The organism is Telmatospirillum siberiense, assembly GCF_002845745.1.
GTDB classification, from domain to species: domain Bacteria; phylum Pseudomonadota; class Alphaproteobacteria; order Rhodospirillales; family Magnetospirillaceae; genus Telmatospirillum; species Telmatospirillum siberiense.
In genome coordinates, this window is the sequence record NZ_PIUM01000031.1 from 63771 (window position 1) to 80825 (window position 17055).

The 17055-nt window shown below is 61.5% G+C and carries 14 protein-coding genes; 12 read left to right on the top strand and 2 right to left on the bottom strand.

The window, feature by feature from the left end; all coding sequences use genetic code 11:
* Positions 1-21: 21 nt before the first annotated feature.
* The gene (locus CWS72_RS21490; protein ID WP_101252700.1) at positions 22-2259 is read right to left on the bottom strand and encodes a TonB-dependent receptor; all 2238 of its coding nucleotides are present in this window, start codon (positions 2257-2259) and stop codon (positions 22-24) included.
* A gap of 230 nt (positions 2260-2489) precedes the next feature.
* Here CWS72_RS21490 and CWS72_RS21495 point away from each other — a divergent pair, with 230 nt between their 5' ends.
* The gene (locus CWS72_RS21495; RefSeq protein ID WP_158240764.1) at positions 2490-3272 is read left to right on the top strand and encodes a GntR family transcriptional regulator; all 783 of its coding nucleotides are present in this window, start codon (positions 2490-2492) and stop codon (positions 3270-3272) included.
* A 50-nt stretch (positions 3273-3322) separates the two neighbouring features.
* Here CWS72_RS21495 and CWS72_RS21500 read toward each other — a convergent pair whose 3' ends face one another.
* The gene (locus CWS72_RS21500; protein ID WP_158240765.1) at positions 3323-4078 is read right to left on the bottom strand and encodes an IclR family transcriptional regulator; all 756 of its coding nucleotides are present in this window, start codon (positions 4076-4078) and stop codon (positions 3323-3325) included.
* Positions 4079-4543: 465 nt separating this feature from the next.
* Here CWS72_RS21500 and CWS72_RS21505 point away from each other — a divergent pair, with 465 nt between their 5' ends.
* The 11 genes from CWS72_RS21505 (at position 4544) to CWS72_RS21555 (ending at position 16731) form a co-directional block, all read left to right on the top strand.
* The gene (locus tag CWS72_RS21505) at positions 4544-6841 is read left to right on the top strand and encodes a TonB-dependent receptor plug domain-containing protein (protein ID WP_158240766.1); all 2298 of its coding nucleotides are present in this window, start codon (positions 4544-4546) and stop codon (positions 6839-6841) included.
* A gap of 39 nt (positions 6842-6880) precedes the next feature.
* Positions 6881-8596, top strand: a complete 1716-nt coding sequence (locus CWS72_RS21510) for an ABC transporter permease (protein ID WP_199175858.1) — start codon at positions 6881-6883, stop codon at positions 8594-8596.
* Positions 8593-9639: an ABC transporter substrate-binding protein gene (locus CWS72_RS21515; RefSeq protein ID WP_101252704.1), complete on the top strand. Its 1047-nt coding sequence runs from the start codon at positions 8593-8595 to the stop codon at positions 9637-9639. The genes CWS72_RS21510 and CWS72_RS21515 overlap by 4 nt, the downstream gene beginning before the upstream one ends.
* A gap of 16 nt (positions 9640-9655) precedes the next feature.
* Positions 9656-10615 (top strand): D-2-hydroxyacid dehydrogenase, encoded by a 960-nt coding sequence (locus tag CWS72_RS21520; protein ID WP_101252705.1) that lies wholly within the window; start codon positions 9656-9658, stop codon positions 10613-10615.
* Complete coding sequence (locus tag CWS72_RS21525) at positions 10608-11783, top strand: ABC transporter ATP-binding protein (RefSeq protein ID WP_101252706.1); 1176 nt, start codon at positions 10608-10610, stop codon at positions 11781-11783. The genes CWS72_RS21520 and CWS72_RS21525 overlap by 8 nt, the downstream gene beginning before the upstream one ends.
* On the top strand, positions 11780-12973 hold the full coding sequence (locus CWS72_RS21530; RefSeq protein ID WP_101252707.1) for a mandelate racemase/muconate lactonizing enzyme family protein: 1194 nt from the start codon (positions 11780-11782) through the stop codon (positions 12971-12973). Before CWS72_RS21525 ends, CWS72_RS21530 begins: the two co-directional genes overlap by 4 nt.
* 90 nt (positions 12974-13063) lie before the next feature.
* Positions 13064-13702: an energy transducer TonB gene (locus CWS72_RS21535; protein ID WP_101252708.1), complete on the top strand. Its 639-nt coding sequence runs from the start codon at positions 13064-13066 to the stop codon at positions 13700-13702.
* A 43-nt stretch (positions 13703-13745) separates the two neighbouring features.
* Positions 13746-14555, top strand: coding sequence for a MotA/TolQ/ExbB proton channel family protein (locus CWS72_RS21540; protein ID WP_101252709.1), 810 nt, complete (start codon positions 13746-13748; stop codon positions 14553-14555).
* A 4-nt stretch (positions 14556-14559) separates the two neighbouring features.
* Positions 14560-14991, top strand: coding sequence for an ExbD/TolR family protein (locus tag CWS72_RS21545; RefSeq protein ID WP_101252710.1), 432 nt, complete (start codon positions 14560-14562; stop codon positions 14989-14991).
* A 15-nt stretch (positions 14992-15006) separates the two neighbouring features.
* On the top strand, positions 15007-15438 hold the full coding sequence (locus tag CWS72_RS21550) for an ExbD/TolR family protein (protein ID WP_101252711.1): 432 nt from the start codon (positions 15007-15009) through the stop codon (positions 15436-15438).
* Positions 15439-15444: 6 nt separating this feature from the next.
* Complete coding sequence (locus CWS72_RS21555; protein ID WP_101252712.1) at positions 15445-16731, top strand: tetratricopeptide repeat protein; 1287 nt, start codon at positions 15445-15447, stop codon at positions 16729-16731.
* Positions 16732-17055: the final 324 nt, after the last annotated feature.

The window sequence follows — 17055 nt, forward strand, 5'->3', positions numbered from 1 at the left end:
AGATGTTTCCATCCATTCTCCCTAGAAGCGCGCGACGGTCTGGATGCCCAGGCTGCGTCCCTCCGCCGGATAGCACAGCGCCGAACCCTGCGGATAGGCGCCGGACAGGGAGGGCGATGTGATGCTGGTGAAGGTGACGATGTTCTGGCAGTAGTTCTGGTTCAGCAGATTCTTGCCGAAGATGGAAACGGAATAGGCTCCGTCCTTCAGGTGCCAGGTGATCCTGGCATCCACCAGATTGATCGGCTTTTGCACCGTGACCGGGAGGTTGAGTTGGCTGAAGTGGACCTCCGAACGATAGTTGGAGCCGAGGTAGAGATCGATTCTCTGATCCTCGGGGAGCAATTTCGGCAGGCGTAGTTCGTAATCGCCCGAGGTGGACAGGGTCCAGGTGGGCGCGCCGATCAGCGTGTTGCCGGATGCGTCGTAGACTTGACTGCCCAGGCTGGAGATGTAGGAGTCGTAGGTGGCATGGAGGTAGGAGCCGGAGAACCGCAGTGTCAGTGGGTCGGTCGGGCGAGCCTGGATCTCCAGTTCCGCTCCGTAGGGCGAGGCCGATGCCGCATTTTGAATGGTGCTGAGGCCGTTTTTGTAGGTCGCCACCTGCAGATTCGTGTAGTCGTACCAGAAGAGGGACGCATTGACCTGCAGTTTGCGGTCGAGGAACGATGACTTCTGACCGATTTCGTACGCCCAGATCTTTTCGTTGGCGTATGGCGAGGCGAATTTCCGCTGGGCCGAGATGATGTCGTTGACGCCGGCGCCGCCCGATTTGAAGCCGTTGGTGACGGAGGCGTAGACCATGGAATTGTCCGCCACCTTGTATTGGGCGATGAAACGCGGCGTTGCCGAATGATAGCTGGCGCTGTCGTGCTGGAAGACCGCCAGGGCGGTGGTTCCCTTGCCGAGCGCGCTGTATCCGGCGGCCACGCCATTGATCAGGATGAAATTGCGGTCGATGTCCTTGTCTTCCCATGAATAGCGAATACCCGCTCCCAGCGAGAAGCGGTCCGTGACGTGATATGTGCCATCGGCGAAGCCCGCGTAGGCGGTGGTGTCGGCGCCTTCGTTGGGGAACAGTTGGGTGGCCGGTGCGCCGGTTCCGGCGTAGCGGTTCATCGCCGTGGTGTATTTCACGTTCTCATGGAAGAAATAGGATCCGACGACCCAATCGAGATCGTGCTTTCCTTCCGAATTCAGACGGAATTCTTGGGATTCCTGGGACTGATAGGTGCGGATGAGCGTTTCCGAGACGTTGACGGACGTGCCGTCGGTGTTGAGCAGAAAATCCTGATCGATATTGTGGTACCCGGTGATGGAGTTGAGGCTCACGTCATCGAATTCATATTTCGTCTTCACCGAAAAACCACCGGACTCCGTGTTGTTCCGGGTGGCCGCGTTGTTCGACGTCGCGTGGAAGTCGCTTGAGGTGACGGCGCCGGCCACCTGTGCGACGCCGGAGCCGTCGAGCGGCCGGAGCGTCTGGTTCCCCTGACGCTGGCTGACGTAGTCGGAGGTGAACTGGACGCTGAGCGGGCCGCCCACCGGCTTGTAGTCGGCCAGGGCGCGTATGGCGCTGACATTGTCCTGGTCCGACGCCTTGGTTCCCCGCGAGTCGGTGTTTTTGTTGTAGCCGTCGTCGCTGGCACCGCGCACGGCCAGCCTCAAGGCCAGGGTATCGGTGACCGGACCGCTGAAGGCGGCCTTGAAATCCGTGCGATTGAACGAGCCGTAGGTGAAGTCGGCATATCCTTCCGGCGTGAAGGTGGGGCGGGCCGAATAGATGTTTATGGCGCCGGCCGTGGCATTCCGTCCGTAAAGAGTTCCCTGCGGGCCGCGCAGCACCTCGACGCGTTCCACGTCGAAGAAGTCAAGGAGCGGCGAAGACGGGCGGGCGAGATAGACGTCGTCGACGTTCACCGCGACCGCGCTGCTGGTCGAGGGGGTTGCGCCGCTATTGCCGACGCCGCGGATATAGATGCCGGCGTTGCCCGACGAGGTGTTGATCGTGGTGCTCGGCGTATAGGTGTAAAGATCCGTCAGCCCCTTGATGTCGGCCTTTTCCAGCGTCGCATTGTCGATGACGCTCAAGGAGATCGGCGTGTCCGACGCTTTTTCCGCGCGGCGCTGGGCGGTGACGACGACATCCGGAATTTCCCCCGCGTTGTCGTCCGCCAAAGCCGTCTGCAGGACGCTCGTGGCGACACCCAACCCCAGAACCACGCGCAGGGAAAAGGAATTCCTTGGTTTCAGTAACATGGCCTACCCCTCTGATCCGCACCCACATTTTACGGAGTTTCTGCGTGCTATATGTCACAATGTCTATGTACTAAGTGTACTAATTAAGGCCGACGCCTCATGACATGTCAATACGAATAATCTGAGATGTCAGTTGTTGAAAATGGGATTTCAGCGGCGGCCCTGTGATGGTGCACTTTGCCGAAAATGCTGTTATAAAAAGAAAAATTGGGATGTTTGGGGAGCTTCGAGTGCCGATCGATCAACAAAAAATAATCAGCGAGCCGTTCGGCGGCGGGCGGAGAAAGATCCGTGGGGGCGCCATGGGGGAGGCTGGGCTCTCCGATGATGGACAGGTTCTGGAACTCAGTGAGCGCGCCTATCGGATCATCTATGGCGAGATCATCCGCTGTAACATCTTTCCCGGCGCCACGGTCAGCGAAGCGCAGTTATGCGATGCCTATGGCCTGAGCCGAAGCCCGGTGCGCCGGGCCCTGACCCTGCTGACGCATGACGGGCTGCTGAAACCGATTCCCCGCTCCGGTTACCGGATCGCCAATCTTACCCTGGAGGGCATCCGGCAGATTTTCGACATGCGGGCGGCGCTGGAAGGTGTCGCCGTGCGGGCCGCCATGGGGCGGTTTCCTTTCGACGACCTGCGGGTTCTCAACAAAGCGCAGGTGGAGGCCTCGCATGCCGAGAATTTCCGTCTGGCGATCGAGCTGCATGAGAAGCTCCACGGGCTGATCTACAAGGCGAGCCAGAATCCCGTCCTGGAAAGAATGGCTTGGCATCTTCTCGGTCAGACCACGCGTGTCTATTTCCTGGTCGGCAAGGTGGGGCGTCACGTCGTCACGCTGAAAGATGCGAGCGAAGACGCCCACGAACAGCTGTTCCGTATTTTCGAGGCCGGAAATGAAGCTGAGGCCGCCAACGCGGCCGACCGGCACATCCGGCAAAGCCAGCAGGCTTTGATCGATGCTCTTTTGAACAGCTCCCATTTCAATAAAATGGATATCATTATCGATAGATAATTTATTGCCGGGTTCGCTTCCGCCCCATTCCAATCGGCTTCCCGCATCCCTCAAGCCAAATCCGATCCTTCCGGAAGTCCGATGCGATTGGAAATGGTGCGGGCAGAGGCGATGAGCAGCGGCGCGAACTTTTCTATGGCGGATACCGGCGTGCGGAAGGATGGGGCCGAAACACTGAGGATCGCCGCCACATCATCGTCCGGCCCCCAGACGGGGGTGGCCACGCAAGAAACGTTTTCCTTCCATTCGCCGACCCCGTAGCCCTGGGCTCGGATCTTTTCCAGTTCGCGTTCCAGTCTGGCGGGGCTGAGAGCGGTTCTGGATTGGTCGCGGAGCATGCTTTCCATCGCGGCCTCGACCACATCCGTCGAGGAATATGCGAGCATGACCATGCCGCGGGTGCAGCAGTAGGCGGCGGCAAATCCGTTGAGCGGGGTGAAATAGCGGGTGGCCTGGGGGCTGTCGCGCTTTTCGATATTGATCATATCGCCTCCCACCAAGACCGATAATTGGGCGGCCTCGCCGGTATGGGTGGCCAGTTCGGCCAGCACGTCGAACGCCGCCCCGCGAATGTTGAGGCGGGCGATGGCAAGGGTTCCCAGGACCCACATCTTCAAGGCTGGCCGATAATAACCGCGGTCCTCATCCTGCTCGACGAATCCACAGGTGGTCAGGGTCTGCAGCAGTCTGTGGACATTGCTCTTCCCCATGTCGAGCTTGCGGGCGATCTCGCTCACTCCGCAGGGTTTTGGTGCTCGTGCCAGCAATTCCAGGACCGCCAGTCCTTTTGCGAAACTCTTGTCCACGAAATCCTCTCCTTTCCGAAAACGCTTAAAAGCGGGTTGTTTCCCCGGCTCGCCGTTCGATCCGCGGGAGGGATGGGCGGCGTGCCGTAAATACACTTATTCACCGTTAAAATAAATACAGTTTATTGGGTGAGTAGACTATTGACTCCCCGGAACCGGGCTGCCACTATTCTGCATTATAAACCGATATTCCACAATATGGAACATTATAAAATTTATGTTTGGCGTGTTGCTGAGTTTGTGAATTTTTAAATGAATATATTTCATATACAATTTAATTTTATGTGAAATTATATAAACTTATATTATTAATAATAATCTATACGTTCTAATCTGTGATTTTATGTGGGGTGTATCATGGGATTTTGGAGAATTTTTCTTAGATCAACATTTTTTGTTTCATCTTATACTTCTATTTATGGGGTGGCATGCGCCGATCAGGCAGACGGCGGCGGCATCGATACGGTGACAATCACCGCGACCCATTCCCGCGATACGACCGTCATCAACAGCACCTCTCCCATTCAGGTCATCGATGGCGACGAACTGCGCAGCACGGGTGCCGGCTCGGTCGCCCAGGCGCTTCAATATCTGGTGCCGTCGTTCAACTTCCCTCAAAGCGAATCGAACGCCCGCATCGTGCCGACCGGGGCCTCCCTGCGTGGCTTGGCGCCTGATGACACGCTTGTCCTGGTCGACGGCAAAAGGCGCACCGAAAATGCCGTGGTCAAGAACTCCACGGGTATTTTTCACGGGTCTATGGCGGTGGACCTGAATGTCATCCCGACCAGCGCCATCGAACGCATCGAAGTTTTGACCGACGGCGCCTCGTCGCAATATGGCGCGGATGCGGTCGCCGGTGTGGTGAACGTCATCCTCAAGAAGGAAAGCAAGGGGGGCGGGGCTTCGGCCACTTATGGGGTTTACACCGACAAGGGCGAGCAATCGGCCAATCTGAACACCTGGAAAGGGGTGGCCCTGTCGGGCAATGGTTTCCTGACGCTCAGCGCCGATACCAACTACGCCGATTACACCGACCGCGGTCAGGCTGATATGCGCCAGTTCTATTTTAGCGGTGATTCCCGGGAGGCGACGGCCAATCGGACCATCGGCAAGGATGGAAGTCCCCGCCTCAAGAATGCCGCCCTGCTCGCCAATGGTGGTTTCGACGTCAATGACGTCGCCTCGGTCTATTTCCAAGCCAACTACGCCCTGGCGGACATCTGGGCCAATTACGGCGTTCTGCGCCCTCAGGACAACAACAATGTCCGCTCCATCTTTCCCGACGGTGCGGGCATCGTGCAGGAAAGCAACAACGAAGACATTCACACGTTGAACGGTGTGAAGTTCGACCTTGGCGGCAACGGCACCGTCGACGTCAACGTGCGCTACGGTCGCAGCCACGAAATCGAATACCGGCATAATACGTTGAACGCCACCCTCGGTGCGCTCAGCCCGACTAATCTTCGGATCGCGACCCGCACCAACGAACAGACGGAAACCGGCGTCGACTATACGCGGGAAATACCCACGTCGTTTTTCGCCAAGCCGTCGACGCTGTCTTCCGGCATCGTTTTCCGGCACGAGGCCTACGACCTCGAAGCCGGTGAAACCGCCTCATGGATTAATGGCGGGGCGACGATCGTCGGCGGCTCGTCCAACGGCTTGCCCGCGCCCATCGGTCCCGGAGTCCGTCCGGACGAGGCGGGAAGCTACTCCCGGAACGTTTACGGCGGTTATGCTGGGCTTGAAAACCATCTCACCGACGATTTGAAGCTCAATCTTTCGGGCCGGTCGGAAAATTATGACGATGTGGGGGTTGCCAATAGCGGCGGCGTCTCGGCTCGCTATCAGGTGGTGAAACCGGTGGCCATCCGCTCAAGCTTCGATTCGGGCTTTCGCGCACCGGCGCTGGGGCAGATCGGCATGGCGGGATCGACCTCGCAGCCGCAGACCAACGGCACGGTGCTTTATACCAGGACGGTGCCGACGAACAGTGGCATAGCCAAGGCCTTGGGCTTCGGCGATCTAAGGCCCGAAACGTCGAAGAACGCCTCGGTCGGGTTGGTCACCCAACCCACGGAAAAGTCCCTCATCACGGTGGACGCCTATCAGATCTCCATCAAGGACCGGCTGGCGCCGACCGACAACATCAGCGGTACTGCGGTCAAGAACATTCTGAACCAATACGGCTATTCGGGAATTTCGGTGGTCCGCGTCTTCACCAATGTTGGTGATCTCGATACCAGGGGTATCGACGTTGCGGGCAAGACCAAGGTCGATCTCGACAAACTGGGCAGTCTGACGCTGAACGCCGGATACAACGTCAATTGGAACGAGGTGACGAAAGTCAATGCCGCACCGGCTCAGCTCTCGGCCCTCGGGCTTACCCTCAATACCGATTCGGTGACCAAGCTTCTCAAGCACGGTTCCCCCCGCGACAAGCTTTTGCTGGGTGCCGACTGGCATTACGAGGAATGGGGGATGAACGCCCAACTGGTCCGCTACGGCCGCGTCCTGGCGGTCAATCTCAACAATGTCGCGGCCCAGGATTATTGGCTGGATCCGCAGTGGGTCTTCAATCTCAACGGGTCCTACGAGCTGAGCCGCGGCCTCAAGATCACGCTGGGAGCGAGGAATCTTTTCGACACCTATCCGAACTCGGTGACGTTCGGAACGGCCACCTATTCCAAATATGCGATCCAATCGCCGGACGGCTACAACGGCCGCCAAGTCTATCTGCGGCTCGACTATGTCTTCTAGGTTTTTTCGGCGTCAGTCACCCGAAAGGATGCCCCTGTCGTGAGAAGCATTTCGATCCCTCCGTCTCTCGGCAGGCTTCTCAGGCAGGGGCCTGAACCCGGGGTGGCCTGGCTGATGGTGGTGCTGGCCGCGCTTACCCTGGGGCCGCTCGGCATGCTGTTCTACGGCAGCCTGCATACCACCCGCCCGGGACTGCCCGGCGGCTTCAATCTCGACGGCTACCGGGCGGTTCTCAGTCTGGACAACGCACAGCTGCTGTTCGAGACGTTCCGGATCGCCGCCACCAATACCACCATCTCGCTGGCCTTCGCGACGGTGCTGGCTTGGCTGGTGGCGCGGACGGACGTCCCCGGCCGCAGGGCCCTCGAAGTTCTGATCACGTTTCCCATCTTCATTCCGCCCATTCTGACTTCCACCGTCTGGGGCATGCTGGCCAATCCTTCGGTTGGAATCCTAAACGTCGCGTGGCAGACGCTGACCGGCGACGCCGATCCACTGCTCGACATTTATTCCTATGCCGGCGTCATCTGGCTGATGGTCCAAATGTCGACGGCCTTTCTGTTCATGCTGCTGGTTGACGTCTTCCGTGCCATGGATCCGTCATTGGAGGACGCCAGCCGGCTCGCCGGCGCCAGGCCCTACCAGACGTTTTTCCGGATCACGCTGGGAATGATGCTGCCTGCTCTTTCGAGCTGCTTCCTGCTTAGCCTCATCAGGGGCATGGAGGCCTTCGAGCCGGCCCTGCTTTACGGCTCCCAGGCCGGTATCCGCATGCTGGCGACGCAAATCTATCTTTCAGTGACCCAGGAGGAAAACCCCAGCTATCAGTATCCCACGGCATTGAGCTTCACGATGATCGTCTTGATGTTCCTCCTGGTCCTCGTCCAATGGCGTATCCTGAAGGGGCGGCGTTTCCAGACCGTTACCGGCAAGGGTTACACGCCGCGGACGGTGGTCCTCGGGCGCTGGCGCTGGCTGGCCTTTCTTCCGTGCGCCTTTTTCGTGGTTTGTGCCGTCATTCTGCCGGTTCTGCAGCTCATCTCCGGATCCTTCTTCGAATATTTCGGCATCTACCGCTGGGACATGCTGACCCTTGAGCACTATCGCGAGGTACTGACCAACCCCTCGATCCGGCGCTCCTTTATCAACACCTTGGTTCTGGCGGTGGGTGGGGCCGTCTCGACGATGGCCCTGGGAAGCGTCGTCGCCTATGCCACCATGCGGACGAGGGTTCGGGGCCGCCGTCTGCTGGAATTCCTGGCGTGGCTTCCCTGGATGATGCCGGGCATGGTCATGGCGGTGGGATTTCTGTGGGTTTTCGCCCTGCTTCCTCCGGGCATCCCCCTCTACGGCACGATCGGTGCCATGCTGATCGCCGACGTGGCTCTGTGCATGCCGGTCTCGGTCCGTGTCATGTCGTCCGCCTATGCGCAGATTTCCGGCGATCTCGAGGAGTGCTCCCGGGTGGCCGGCGCTTCGTGGCTACAGACGCAGTGGCATATCACCCTGGCCCTGGTCTGGCCGTCCCTTTCCGTCGGCTGGCTGTTGGTGTTCTTTGGAATCCTGAGGGAGATGAGCGCCGCGATCCTGCTCTACTCGGCGGGATCCGAGACTTTTTCGATCACCTTGTACCGCCTTTGGAATGACGGTCGGATAGAGCAGGTCAGCGTCATCGGCCTGTTTCTCCTGCTATTGGTCGTCCTCATGCGCTGGGCGCATCACCGTTTTCTCAACAGAGGGGTAAGGCCGGTATGATCATCTATTCCGCTTCATCCGCGCGGGCTTTGTTCGCCGCCGCTGCGATCCTGTCGGCCCTGTTCGCCTCCCTGTCCGTCCAGGCCCGGGACGACGTTTGGGAAAAACTGGAGGCCAGGGCCAAGAGCGAAGGGGCGGTCGCCGTCTATTCGACGTCCAGCGGCGGCGGCGGTCAATTCCTGTTCGACGAATTCGAGCGTCAATACGGTATCCGGGTTGACCATGTCGGTGGACGCGGAAATGAATTCCCCGAGCGCATCCGCACCGAGCAGATCTCCGGTCGCTTCCATGGGGACGTCACCATCAATGGGGCCGGCAGCATCGCCACCCATCAGCGTGACGGCAATCTCGAGCCCCACGGGCCGCTACCCAACCTGTCCCTGGTCCGCCCCGAGATCCCGGTCGACGAGAACGCCGTTCCCGTCCGCTTCGCCCAATGGGGATTGCTGATCAATACCCGTCGGGTCGCTCCCGGGGCCGAACCGACGAGCTGGCTCGACCTGCTCGATTCGAAATGGCGCAAAAGGATCGGTCTCGACGATCCCAGGGTGCCCAGTTCCGGCTCGGCTCGTTTCGGCGCCATGATCGAGAATTACGGTCGCGACTACGAGGAACGGCTGCGCGGGCTGGAGCCGATCGTCACCATGGATCTGGGAGGGCTCCGGCGGCGTCTGTTGCTGGGCGAGATCTCGATCATCATCGACAATCCGCGGTTCTATGTGGACGAGTTGAAGAAAGGCGGGCGCCTGCCGATCAAATACATCGTTCCCAGGGAGGGGGCGCTGAATGCGCGCTTCGATGCGGCCGTCCTGCGCAATCCCCCCCATCCCAATGCCGCCAGGCTGTTCCTCAATTTCCTGCTCAGCCCGACCGCCCAGCGGCTTATCGAGGCCGACGGCAATGCTCCCGTCACAAAGGTGGACTCGCCCGACATGCCGCCCGAGGTGCGGCAGTTGCTCGAAGCGCCCCGCCTGCTCATGGCGCCCGACGAAAAATCGGCGGGAAACCTGAAGCTCGCTCAGGAAATTTACGGAAAACTCTGAAGGGATAGGTCTTTCGATGCGAATCCTGTTTGCCGGACCCCTTGCCTGCAAGGTGGCGCAGAATCTGGCCGATGCCGGCCCCCTCGTCGATTACGAGAGTTGCGGCGCGTTCGCCGAACTGATCGACCGGCTACCCGGTGCCGACGCCATCGTCATCCAAAATCCCGGACTGGACGAAGGCAGGGCGCTGATGGCCGCCCTGTCGGACGCGGGAAATTCGGTCCGCTGGATCCAGGTGGTAACCGCCGGTTACGAGACGCTGGCTTCCCTGGGCGTGCCGGAGGGTATCGTCGTCACCAACCAGGGGGGGGCAGTGGCTCCGGTGGTCGCCGAACACGCGCTCGCCCTGGTTCTGGCGCAGCAGCGACGCCTTTCCGAAGTCTGGGCGCGTTCATCGAGGAAGGAATGGAACAAGACCTTCCTTCCGCCGATCGCGGCCCTGGAAGGGCAGACGGTGACAGTGCTCGGTTACGGCCATGTGGGGCGCAATCTCGCCTCCAGGGCAAAGGCCTTCGATGCCAGGGTGATCGGCGTGACACGCCGACCGCACGCGGATCCCTTCGCCGACGAGATGCATCCCTTGTCCGCGCTGCCGGAAATTCTGCCGCAAAGCGACGTGCTCGCCGTCACCATCGCCCTGACGCCGGAGACCCGTCACATCGTCGGCGCTTCCGAACTGGCGCTCCTCAAGCCCGGTGCCGTGCTGGTCAACGTATCGCGCGGCGGCACCGTCGATCCCGGTGCCCTGGCGGATGCCTTGCACGAAGGCCGGCTGTCCGCCGCCCTGCTCGATGTCACCGAGCCCGAGCCGCTGCCTCCGGAATCCCCGCTCTGGCAGGCTCCGAACCTGGTGATCTCTCCGCATGTCGCCGGCGCCGGCAGCGCCAGGGTCATCGGTCGGATCTGCGCGGTGGTGGCCGACAACATTGGACGTTATCGGGCGGGGGCGCCGCTGGCGAACCAAGTTCATGTCTAACGTCTCTCTCCGGAATATCTCCAAAAGCTTTGGCGGTCAGCGGGTCGTGGACGGCGTCGACATCGAGGTCCATCAGGGCGAGCTCGTGACCTTGCTGGGGCCCTCCGGCTGCGGCAAGACCACGACCTTGCGCATGATAGCCGGACTCGAGGATGCCGACGAAGGCTCGATCCTGCTGGGAGACAAGGTGGTCAGTGATCCGGCCCGCGGCCTGTTCCTGCCGCCGGAGCGGCGGGCCCTCAGCATGGTCTTCCAGTCCTATGCGATCTGGCCCCACATGACCGTCTTCGACAATGTCGCCTATCCGCTGAAGGTAAGGGGGCGGAGGGGAGATGATCTGCGTTCGGAGGTCGAGGCCGCCCTTCGCCTGGTGGAACTCGACGCGCTCGCCCAGCGTCCTGCTACGGCCGTATCGGGCGGTCAGCAGCAGCGGGTGGCGATCGCCCGGGCGATCGTGGCGAAGCCCGACGTCCTGCTGCTCGACGAGCCGTTGAGCAATCTCGATGCGAGACTGCGTCTGAAAATGGGCGAGGATCTGCGGTCTCTCCAGCGCCGTACCGGCATTACCGCACTTTACGTGACCCATGACCAGGGAGAGGCCCTGTCCCTGTCGGACCGCGTGGTGGTGATGGACAAGGGAAGGGTTCTCCAGATCGGCACGCCCGAGGAGGTTTATTTCCGTCCCGACAATCTGGCAGTGTCGACCTTCTTCGGTTCCCCCAATCTGTTTCCCGCCACGGTCGAGGACTGCCGGTACCTTGCCGACGGCCTTTACCAGTTGCAGGTGCGATCGGACCTTCATCGGGGCCGGTGCCTGTCCGCCAGGGCGTTCTCCACTGGCAGTCCGGTCAGGGTCATGTTCCGTCCGGAGACTTTCTCGTTGATCGCCAGGACCGTCGCCATCGGCGACGGCGACATGGTGTTCACCGGACAGGTGGCCTCCGCCTGGTTTCGTGGTGCCTCCCGTTCACTTGTCATCGAGAACGGCTGCGGCCGTATTCAGGCGGAACTTCCGGCGACGCAACCGGTCAGGGTTGGCGATTCGATCACCGTCATGTCGCCGGCCGAGGCTGCCTGGTGCATCGCCGACGGACCGAGTGTTTCTCAATTCCCATGTGCGGAAAACTCCGCCCCTTTCGGTAGGCAGCTTCAGGATTCGGCTCCATGAAAATCGTCAAGATCGAAGATTTGCACGCCAACGGCGGTTACAGCAGGCACTCTTTCCTGAAAATCACCACCGATGAAGGCATCGTCGGCTGGAGTCAGTATCCCGATCACGGCGATGCCCGCGCCGGCGTCACCGGCGTCATCCGCGGGTTCGCCGAACGGCTCACCGGACTTGATCCACGCGAAGTCGGGCGGATCAGCATGACTTTGCATTCCAGCACCTTCCACGCCATGGGCGGGCTCAATCATCTGGCTATCGCCGCCATTGAAAACGCCTTGTTGGACATCCAGGGCAAAGCGCTCGGCGTGCCGGTCTATGCGTTGTTCGGAGGGCCGTTCCGGCGCGACATCGACCTTTATTGGACGCACTGTGGCAGTTTCCGGGTCGCGCGCGCGGATTTTTACGAAAAGGAGTTGGGGCTTCCCCCCATCCGCACCTTGGACGACCTTTCCTGCCTGGCCAGAGAGGCGGTGGAACTGGGGTTCAAGGCGGTCAAGACCAATCCCGTCATCCTCGAACGGGGCCGGCTGAGTATGTTCAACGGTGGCTGGCGTCTGGAGCCCGGGAAACTGTTCACCGACCGGAACCCCGAACGGGCTTTCATCAACGGCATCGTCGAGCAGTTGGAGGCGTTCCGGGCGGGGCTGGGGCCGGACGCGGGCCTGATGATCGACCTCGCCTTCAATCAGCGCACGGAAGGTTTCCGGCGCATCGCCAAGGCGCTGGAGCCCCTGGACCTCACCTGGCTGGAAATCGAGAGCAAGGATCCGCAGTCTCTGGCCTTTATCCGAAGCACGACATCCACACCCATCGCATCTCTGGAAACACTTTACGGCCAGCGGGAATTCCTTCCGTTTTTTCAGAACTACGCGGTGGACGTCGCCATTATCGACGCGAACTACAACGGCGTGTGGCAGGCGGCGAGGATCGCGGCTCTCGCCGACGCCCATGAGCTGAATGTCGCGCCGCATAACCCTCTGCCCGGCCTGGCGAGCCTGCAAAGCGCCCACTTCTGTGCCTCGATCCCGAACTTCCGCATCATGGAGTACCGATGGGATGAAGCCCCCTGGGTCGCCGACTTTCTGACCCATCCCATCATCGTCGAAAAGGGCCGGCTGATTCTGAGCGATCGTCCGGGCTGGGGCAGCGACATTGACGAGGCGGTTTTGGCGGCACACCCGGCGATCTGACATTCGTTGACGAAAGAGGCTTGGTTTTTGCTATTAACCCATCTAATTTATAGATTAGATCTGTATTACACAAATTATGAGGTAATTCTAATGGAGTTCGCCCAGCAACCGCTTCCGTCTCGGCGTTTCGCGGGGCTTGCCGTCGTGCTGCTGCTCCATGGGGTGCTCATTTACGCTTTGGCCACCGGGCTTGGCCGCCAGGCGGTGGAGGTGCTGCGCAAGCCTCTGGAGACGAGGATCATCGAGGAGATCAAGCCGCCGCCCCCGCCCGAGAGGACGCTGCCGCCGCCGCCGAAGCTGGAGGCGCCGCCGCCGCCCTACATTCCGCCGCCGGAAGTGGTCGTCAGGACGCCGCCGCCCAAGGCGATTGCCGCGGTGACCACGGTGAAGCCGGCGGAGCCCTCTCCGCCGCCCGTGGTGCGGGAGGCTCCGGTGGTGCGCGCCGCCGTCCGGGTTCCGCCGGTCATCGACGCCGCCCGGTCCTGCCGTCAGCCGGAATATCCGGCCGTTTCCAGGCGGCTCGAGGAGACGGGCGCCGTCATCTTGCAATTCCTCATCGATGTGGATGGGAGCGTGCTGCAAAGCAAGGTGGACAGCTCCAGCGGTCATTCACGCCTCGACGAGGCGGCCATCGCCGCACTGTCCAAGTGCCGCTTCAAGGCGGGGAGCGTGGACGGCGTGCCCGAGCAGTCGTGGGCTAAGATCCGCTATGTCTGGAAGCTTGATTAAAGCGCGCGCCGCTTGGCGCGTTGGGAATTTTGGAGGCAATATCATGTCGTTGATTCGTCGTTTGGCCGCGTGCGCGCTGGTCGCCGCGGGAAGTGTCGCCGTCTTCGCCACGGTCGCCGTGGCGGCCGAGGAGGCCGCGCCGGCCATCCAGGTGGTGGAAAATCCCTACGGGCTGGATGCTCTATGGTCGCAGGGCGATTTCATCGCGCGGGGCACTCTGCTGGTGCTGGTGCTGATGTCGGTGAGCAGTTGGTACGTCCTGGTGACGAAGCTGATCGAACAGTCGCGTCTTTTTCGTCGCGGCAAGGAGGCCAACGAGGAATTCTGGAAGGCCGGCACGCCGGCCGAGGGCGTTGCCAAACTGAAGGATGGCAGCCCCTTCCGCTATCTGGCCGGCGCCGGGCTCGCGGCGCTTGAACATCATCGTGACGAGGTGGTGCAGACCATCGATCTCAACACCTGGTTGGCCCAGTCCGTTCAGCGGGGGATCGAGCAGATCACCAGCCGGCTGCAGGGCGGTCTGGCCGTCCTGGCCACCGTCGGTTCGACGGCCCCCTTCATCGGGCTGTTCGGCACCGTCTGGGGGATCTATCACGCGCTGACCGCCATCGGCATCGCCGGCCAGGCCTCCATCGACAAGGTGGCCGGCCCGGTGGGCGAGTCCCTGATCATGACCGCCATCGGGCTTGCCGTCGCGGTGCCGGCGGTGCTCGGCTACAACTGGCTGGTTCGGCGCAACAAGGCGGCTCTGGAGTTGGTGCGCTATTTCGGTTCCGACCTGCATTCGGCGTTGCTGGCCGGCAAGCGTCAGCGTCGATCGTTCCCCGCCGCCGGCGTGGCGCGGGTGGCTTGACGCCATGGCAATGACCATCGGACCCTCGGAGGAGGGCGAGGACCAGATGCTTTCGGCCATCAACACCACGCCGCTGGTGGACGTGATGCTGGTGTTGCTGATCATCTTCCTCATCACCATTCCCGTTGTGACGCATTCGGTGCCGGTGGCGTTGCCGAAAGAGGTCAATCAGCCGACCCAGACCAAGCCCGAGAACGTCAATATCTCGGTGGACAGGGACGGTGGCATCTTCTGGAACGACCAGCCCCTGGCCGACGTGAACACCCTGTTCGAGCGGCTGAAGGAGGTGGCTCCCCGCGAGCCGCAGCCCGAGGTGCATATCCGCGGAGACCAGGCTGCCCGCTACGAATTCGTCGGCAGGGTGGTGATGGCCTGCCAACGCGCCGGCATCGCCAAGGTCGGCTTCATCACCGAGCCGCCCGCCCACGGTGGCTGAACGAAGGGAAATGTCATGGCATTGAACCTACCGTCGGCCGGCGAGACCGGCGAACCCGAGGTGATGATGGAGATCAACACCACCCCGCTCATCGATGTGATGCTGGTGCTGCTGATCATGCTGATCATCACCATTCCCATTCAGACCCATGCGGTGAAGCTGGACATGCCGGTGGGGACTCCGCCGGCGGCGTCGACGCCGCCGCAAGTGGTGACCGTCGACGTGGATTTCGACGGGACCATCTTGTGGAACGGACAGGTCATCCCCAACCGGGAAGCCCTCGATGATCACTTGCGGGCTGTCGTCGCGGCTCCCGACCAGCCGGAGTTGCATCTGCGTCCCAACAAGCTTGCCACCTACAAATTCGTGGCGGCCGTGCTGGCCTCGGCGCAGCGGCTGGGGGTGACCAAGATCGGCGTGGTGGGCAACGAGCAATTCATCGAATAGGCGGCAATGCGTCGGCGCACGGCCGTCGCGCCGGAGATCTGCAAGGTAAAGGTGATGAGGATTTTCCGTATTTTTCGTTTGGCGGCTCTTCTGGCCGCCGTGTCGTCTTTCGTTCCCCTCGTGATCCGGATGGACATGGCCCTGGCCGCCGACAATACCGTCCGCGCCGAGGTGGGCAAGCCGCTGCAGGCGGCCCAGGAGTTGATCAAACAGCAAAAATACCGCGAGGCTCTGGCCAAATTGCGCGAGGCCGAGGCTGTCGGCGATCTGACCGAGTTCGAAAACGGAGTGATCGAGCAACTGCGCGGGGCGGCGGCGGCCGGTTCGGGCGACTATCGCACGGCCGCCAAGTCCTACGAAGCGGTGCTGGCCGCCGGCCGGCCGCCGGCCGAACCGCTGAAGCTGATCCAGGCGATTGCCGGTTTCTATTACCAGGCCAAGGATTATCCCAAGGCCGCCAGTTGGGTGAACCGTTATGTGAGCGAGGGAGGGAGCGATCCGCAGACCCGCGCCTTGCTGGCCCAGTCCTATTATCTGGCCGGGGATTATACCGCCGCCGGAAAGACGTTGCGCGAGCAGATCAAGGAGGAGGAGGGGGCGCACCGTCCCGTCACCGAAGCCCAACTGCAATTGCTGCTGAGTACCGGCGTCAAGGGCAACGACGAGGCAACCACCGTGGCGGCGCTGGAAAAGCTGGTGATCCACCATCCCACACCGGAATACTGGACCGAGCTCCTCCGGCGAGCCGGAGCCGGGGGGAAGCTGGGCGGGCATTTTGCCCTCGACCGCGGGCGTCTGGCCCTGGCCGTGGGAGCCCTCTCGGGCGCGGACGCCTATGTGGATTTCATCGAACTGGCGTTGCAGGCGGGCTATCCAGGCGAGGCGAAGGCCGTGATCGACAAGGGATTCGGAGCCGGCATCCTGGGCACCGGCGCGGACGCGGACCGTCACAAACGATTGCGTGACCTGGCGACACGCAACGCCTCCGAGGATCTGCGGGGCCTCGCCGGTGCGGAGAAGGAGGCGGCAGCCCGGCCGGATGGTGGAGCACTGGTCAGCGCCGGCGTGACCTATCTGGGGTACGGCCAGCCCGACAAGGCCATCTCCCTGATAGAGCAGGGACTCGCCAGGGGCGGGGTGAAAAGTCCCGAGGAGGCCCGGCTGCATCTCGGCCGCGCCTATCTGGCGGCCGGCCGCAAGGACAAGGCGGCGCAAGCCTTCCGTTCGGTCCAGGGAACCGACGGTGCGGCCTCGCTCGCCCATTTATGGGGTCTGCTGGCCAGCGCGGGGTAGGCCATGCCGGCTGCCCGGCGCGATGATTTCCGGCTTCTGGTAATTTTTTGTGTCAAAGACGGTTGACAGGCACGGGCCGGGGGCGTAGAAACCGGCCTCCCGCAACGAACCGCGTGAGCGACGAAGCGGGGCGGGAGACGGAGATGAAGAAATCTTCGGAACTCGTTGAGAAAAAAAGATTTGACACGCTGTACCGGGTTAGCGTATAAGCCCGCCTCCCGCAGAGAGCTTCGGGCTTGAAGCGAGGGGATAGGAAGCGAAGGCTTCCGCTGCTGTTTGACAAGTGAAGACGATGGAAGGGATGCGCAGGCGGCGAGATGTCCA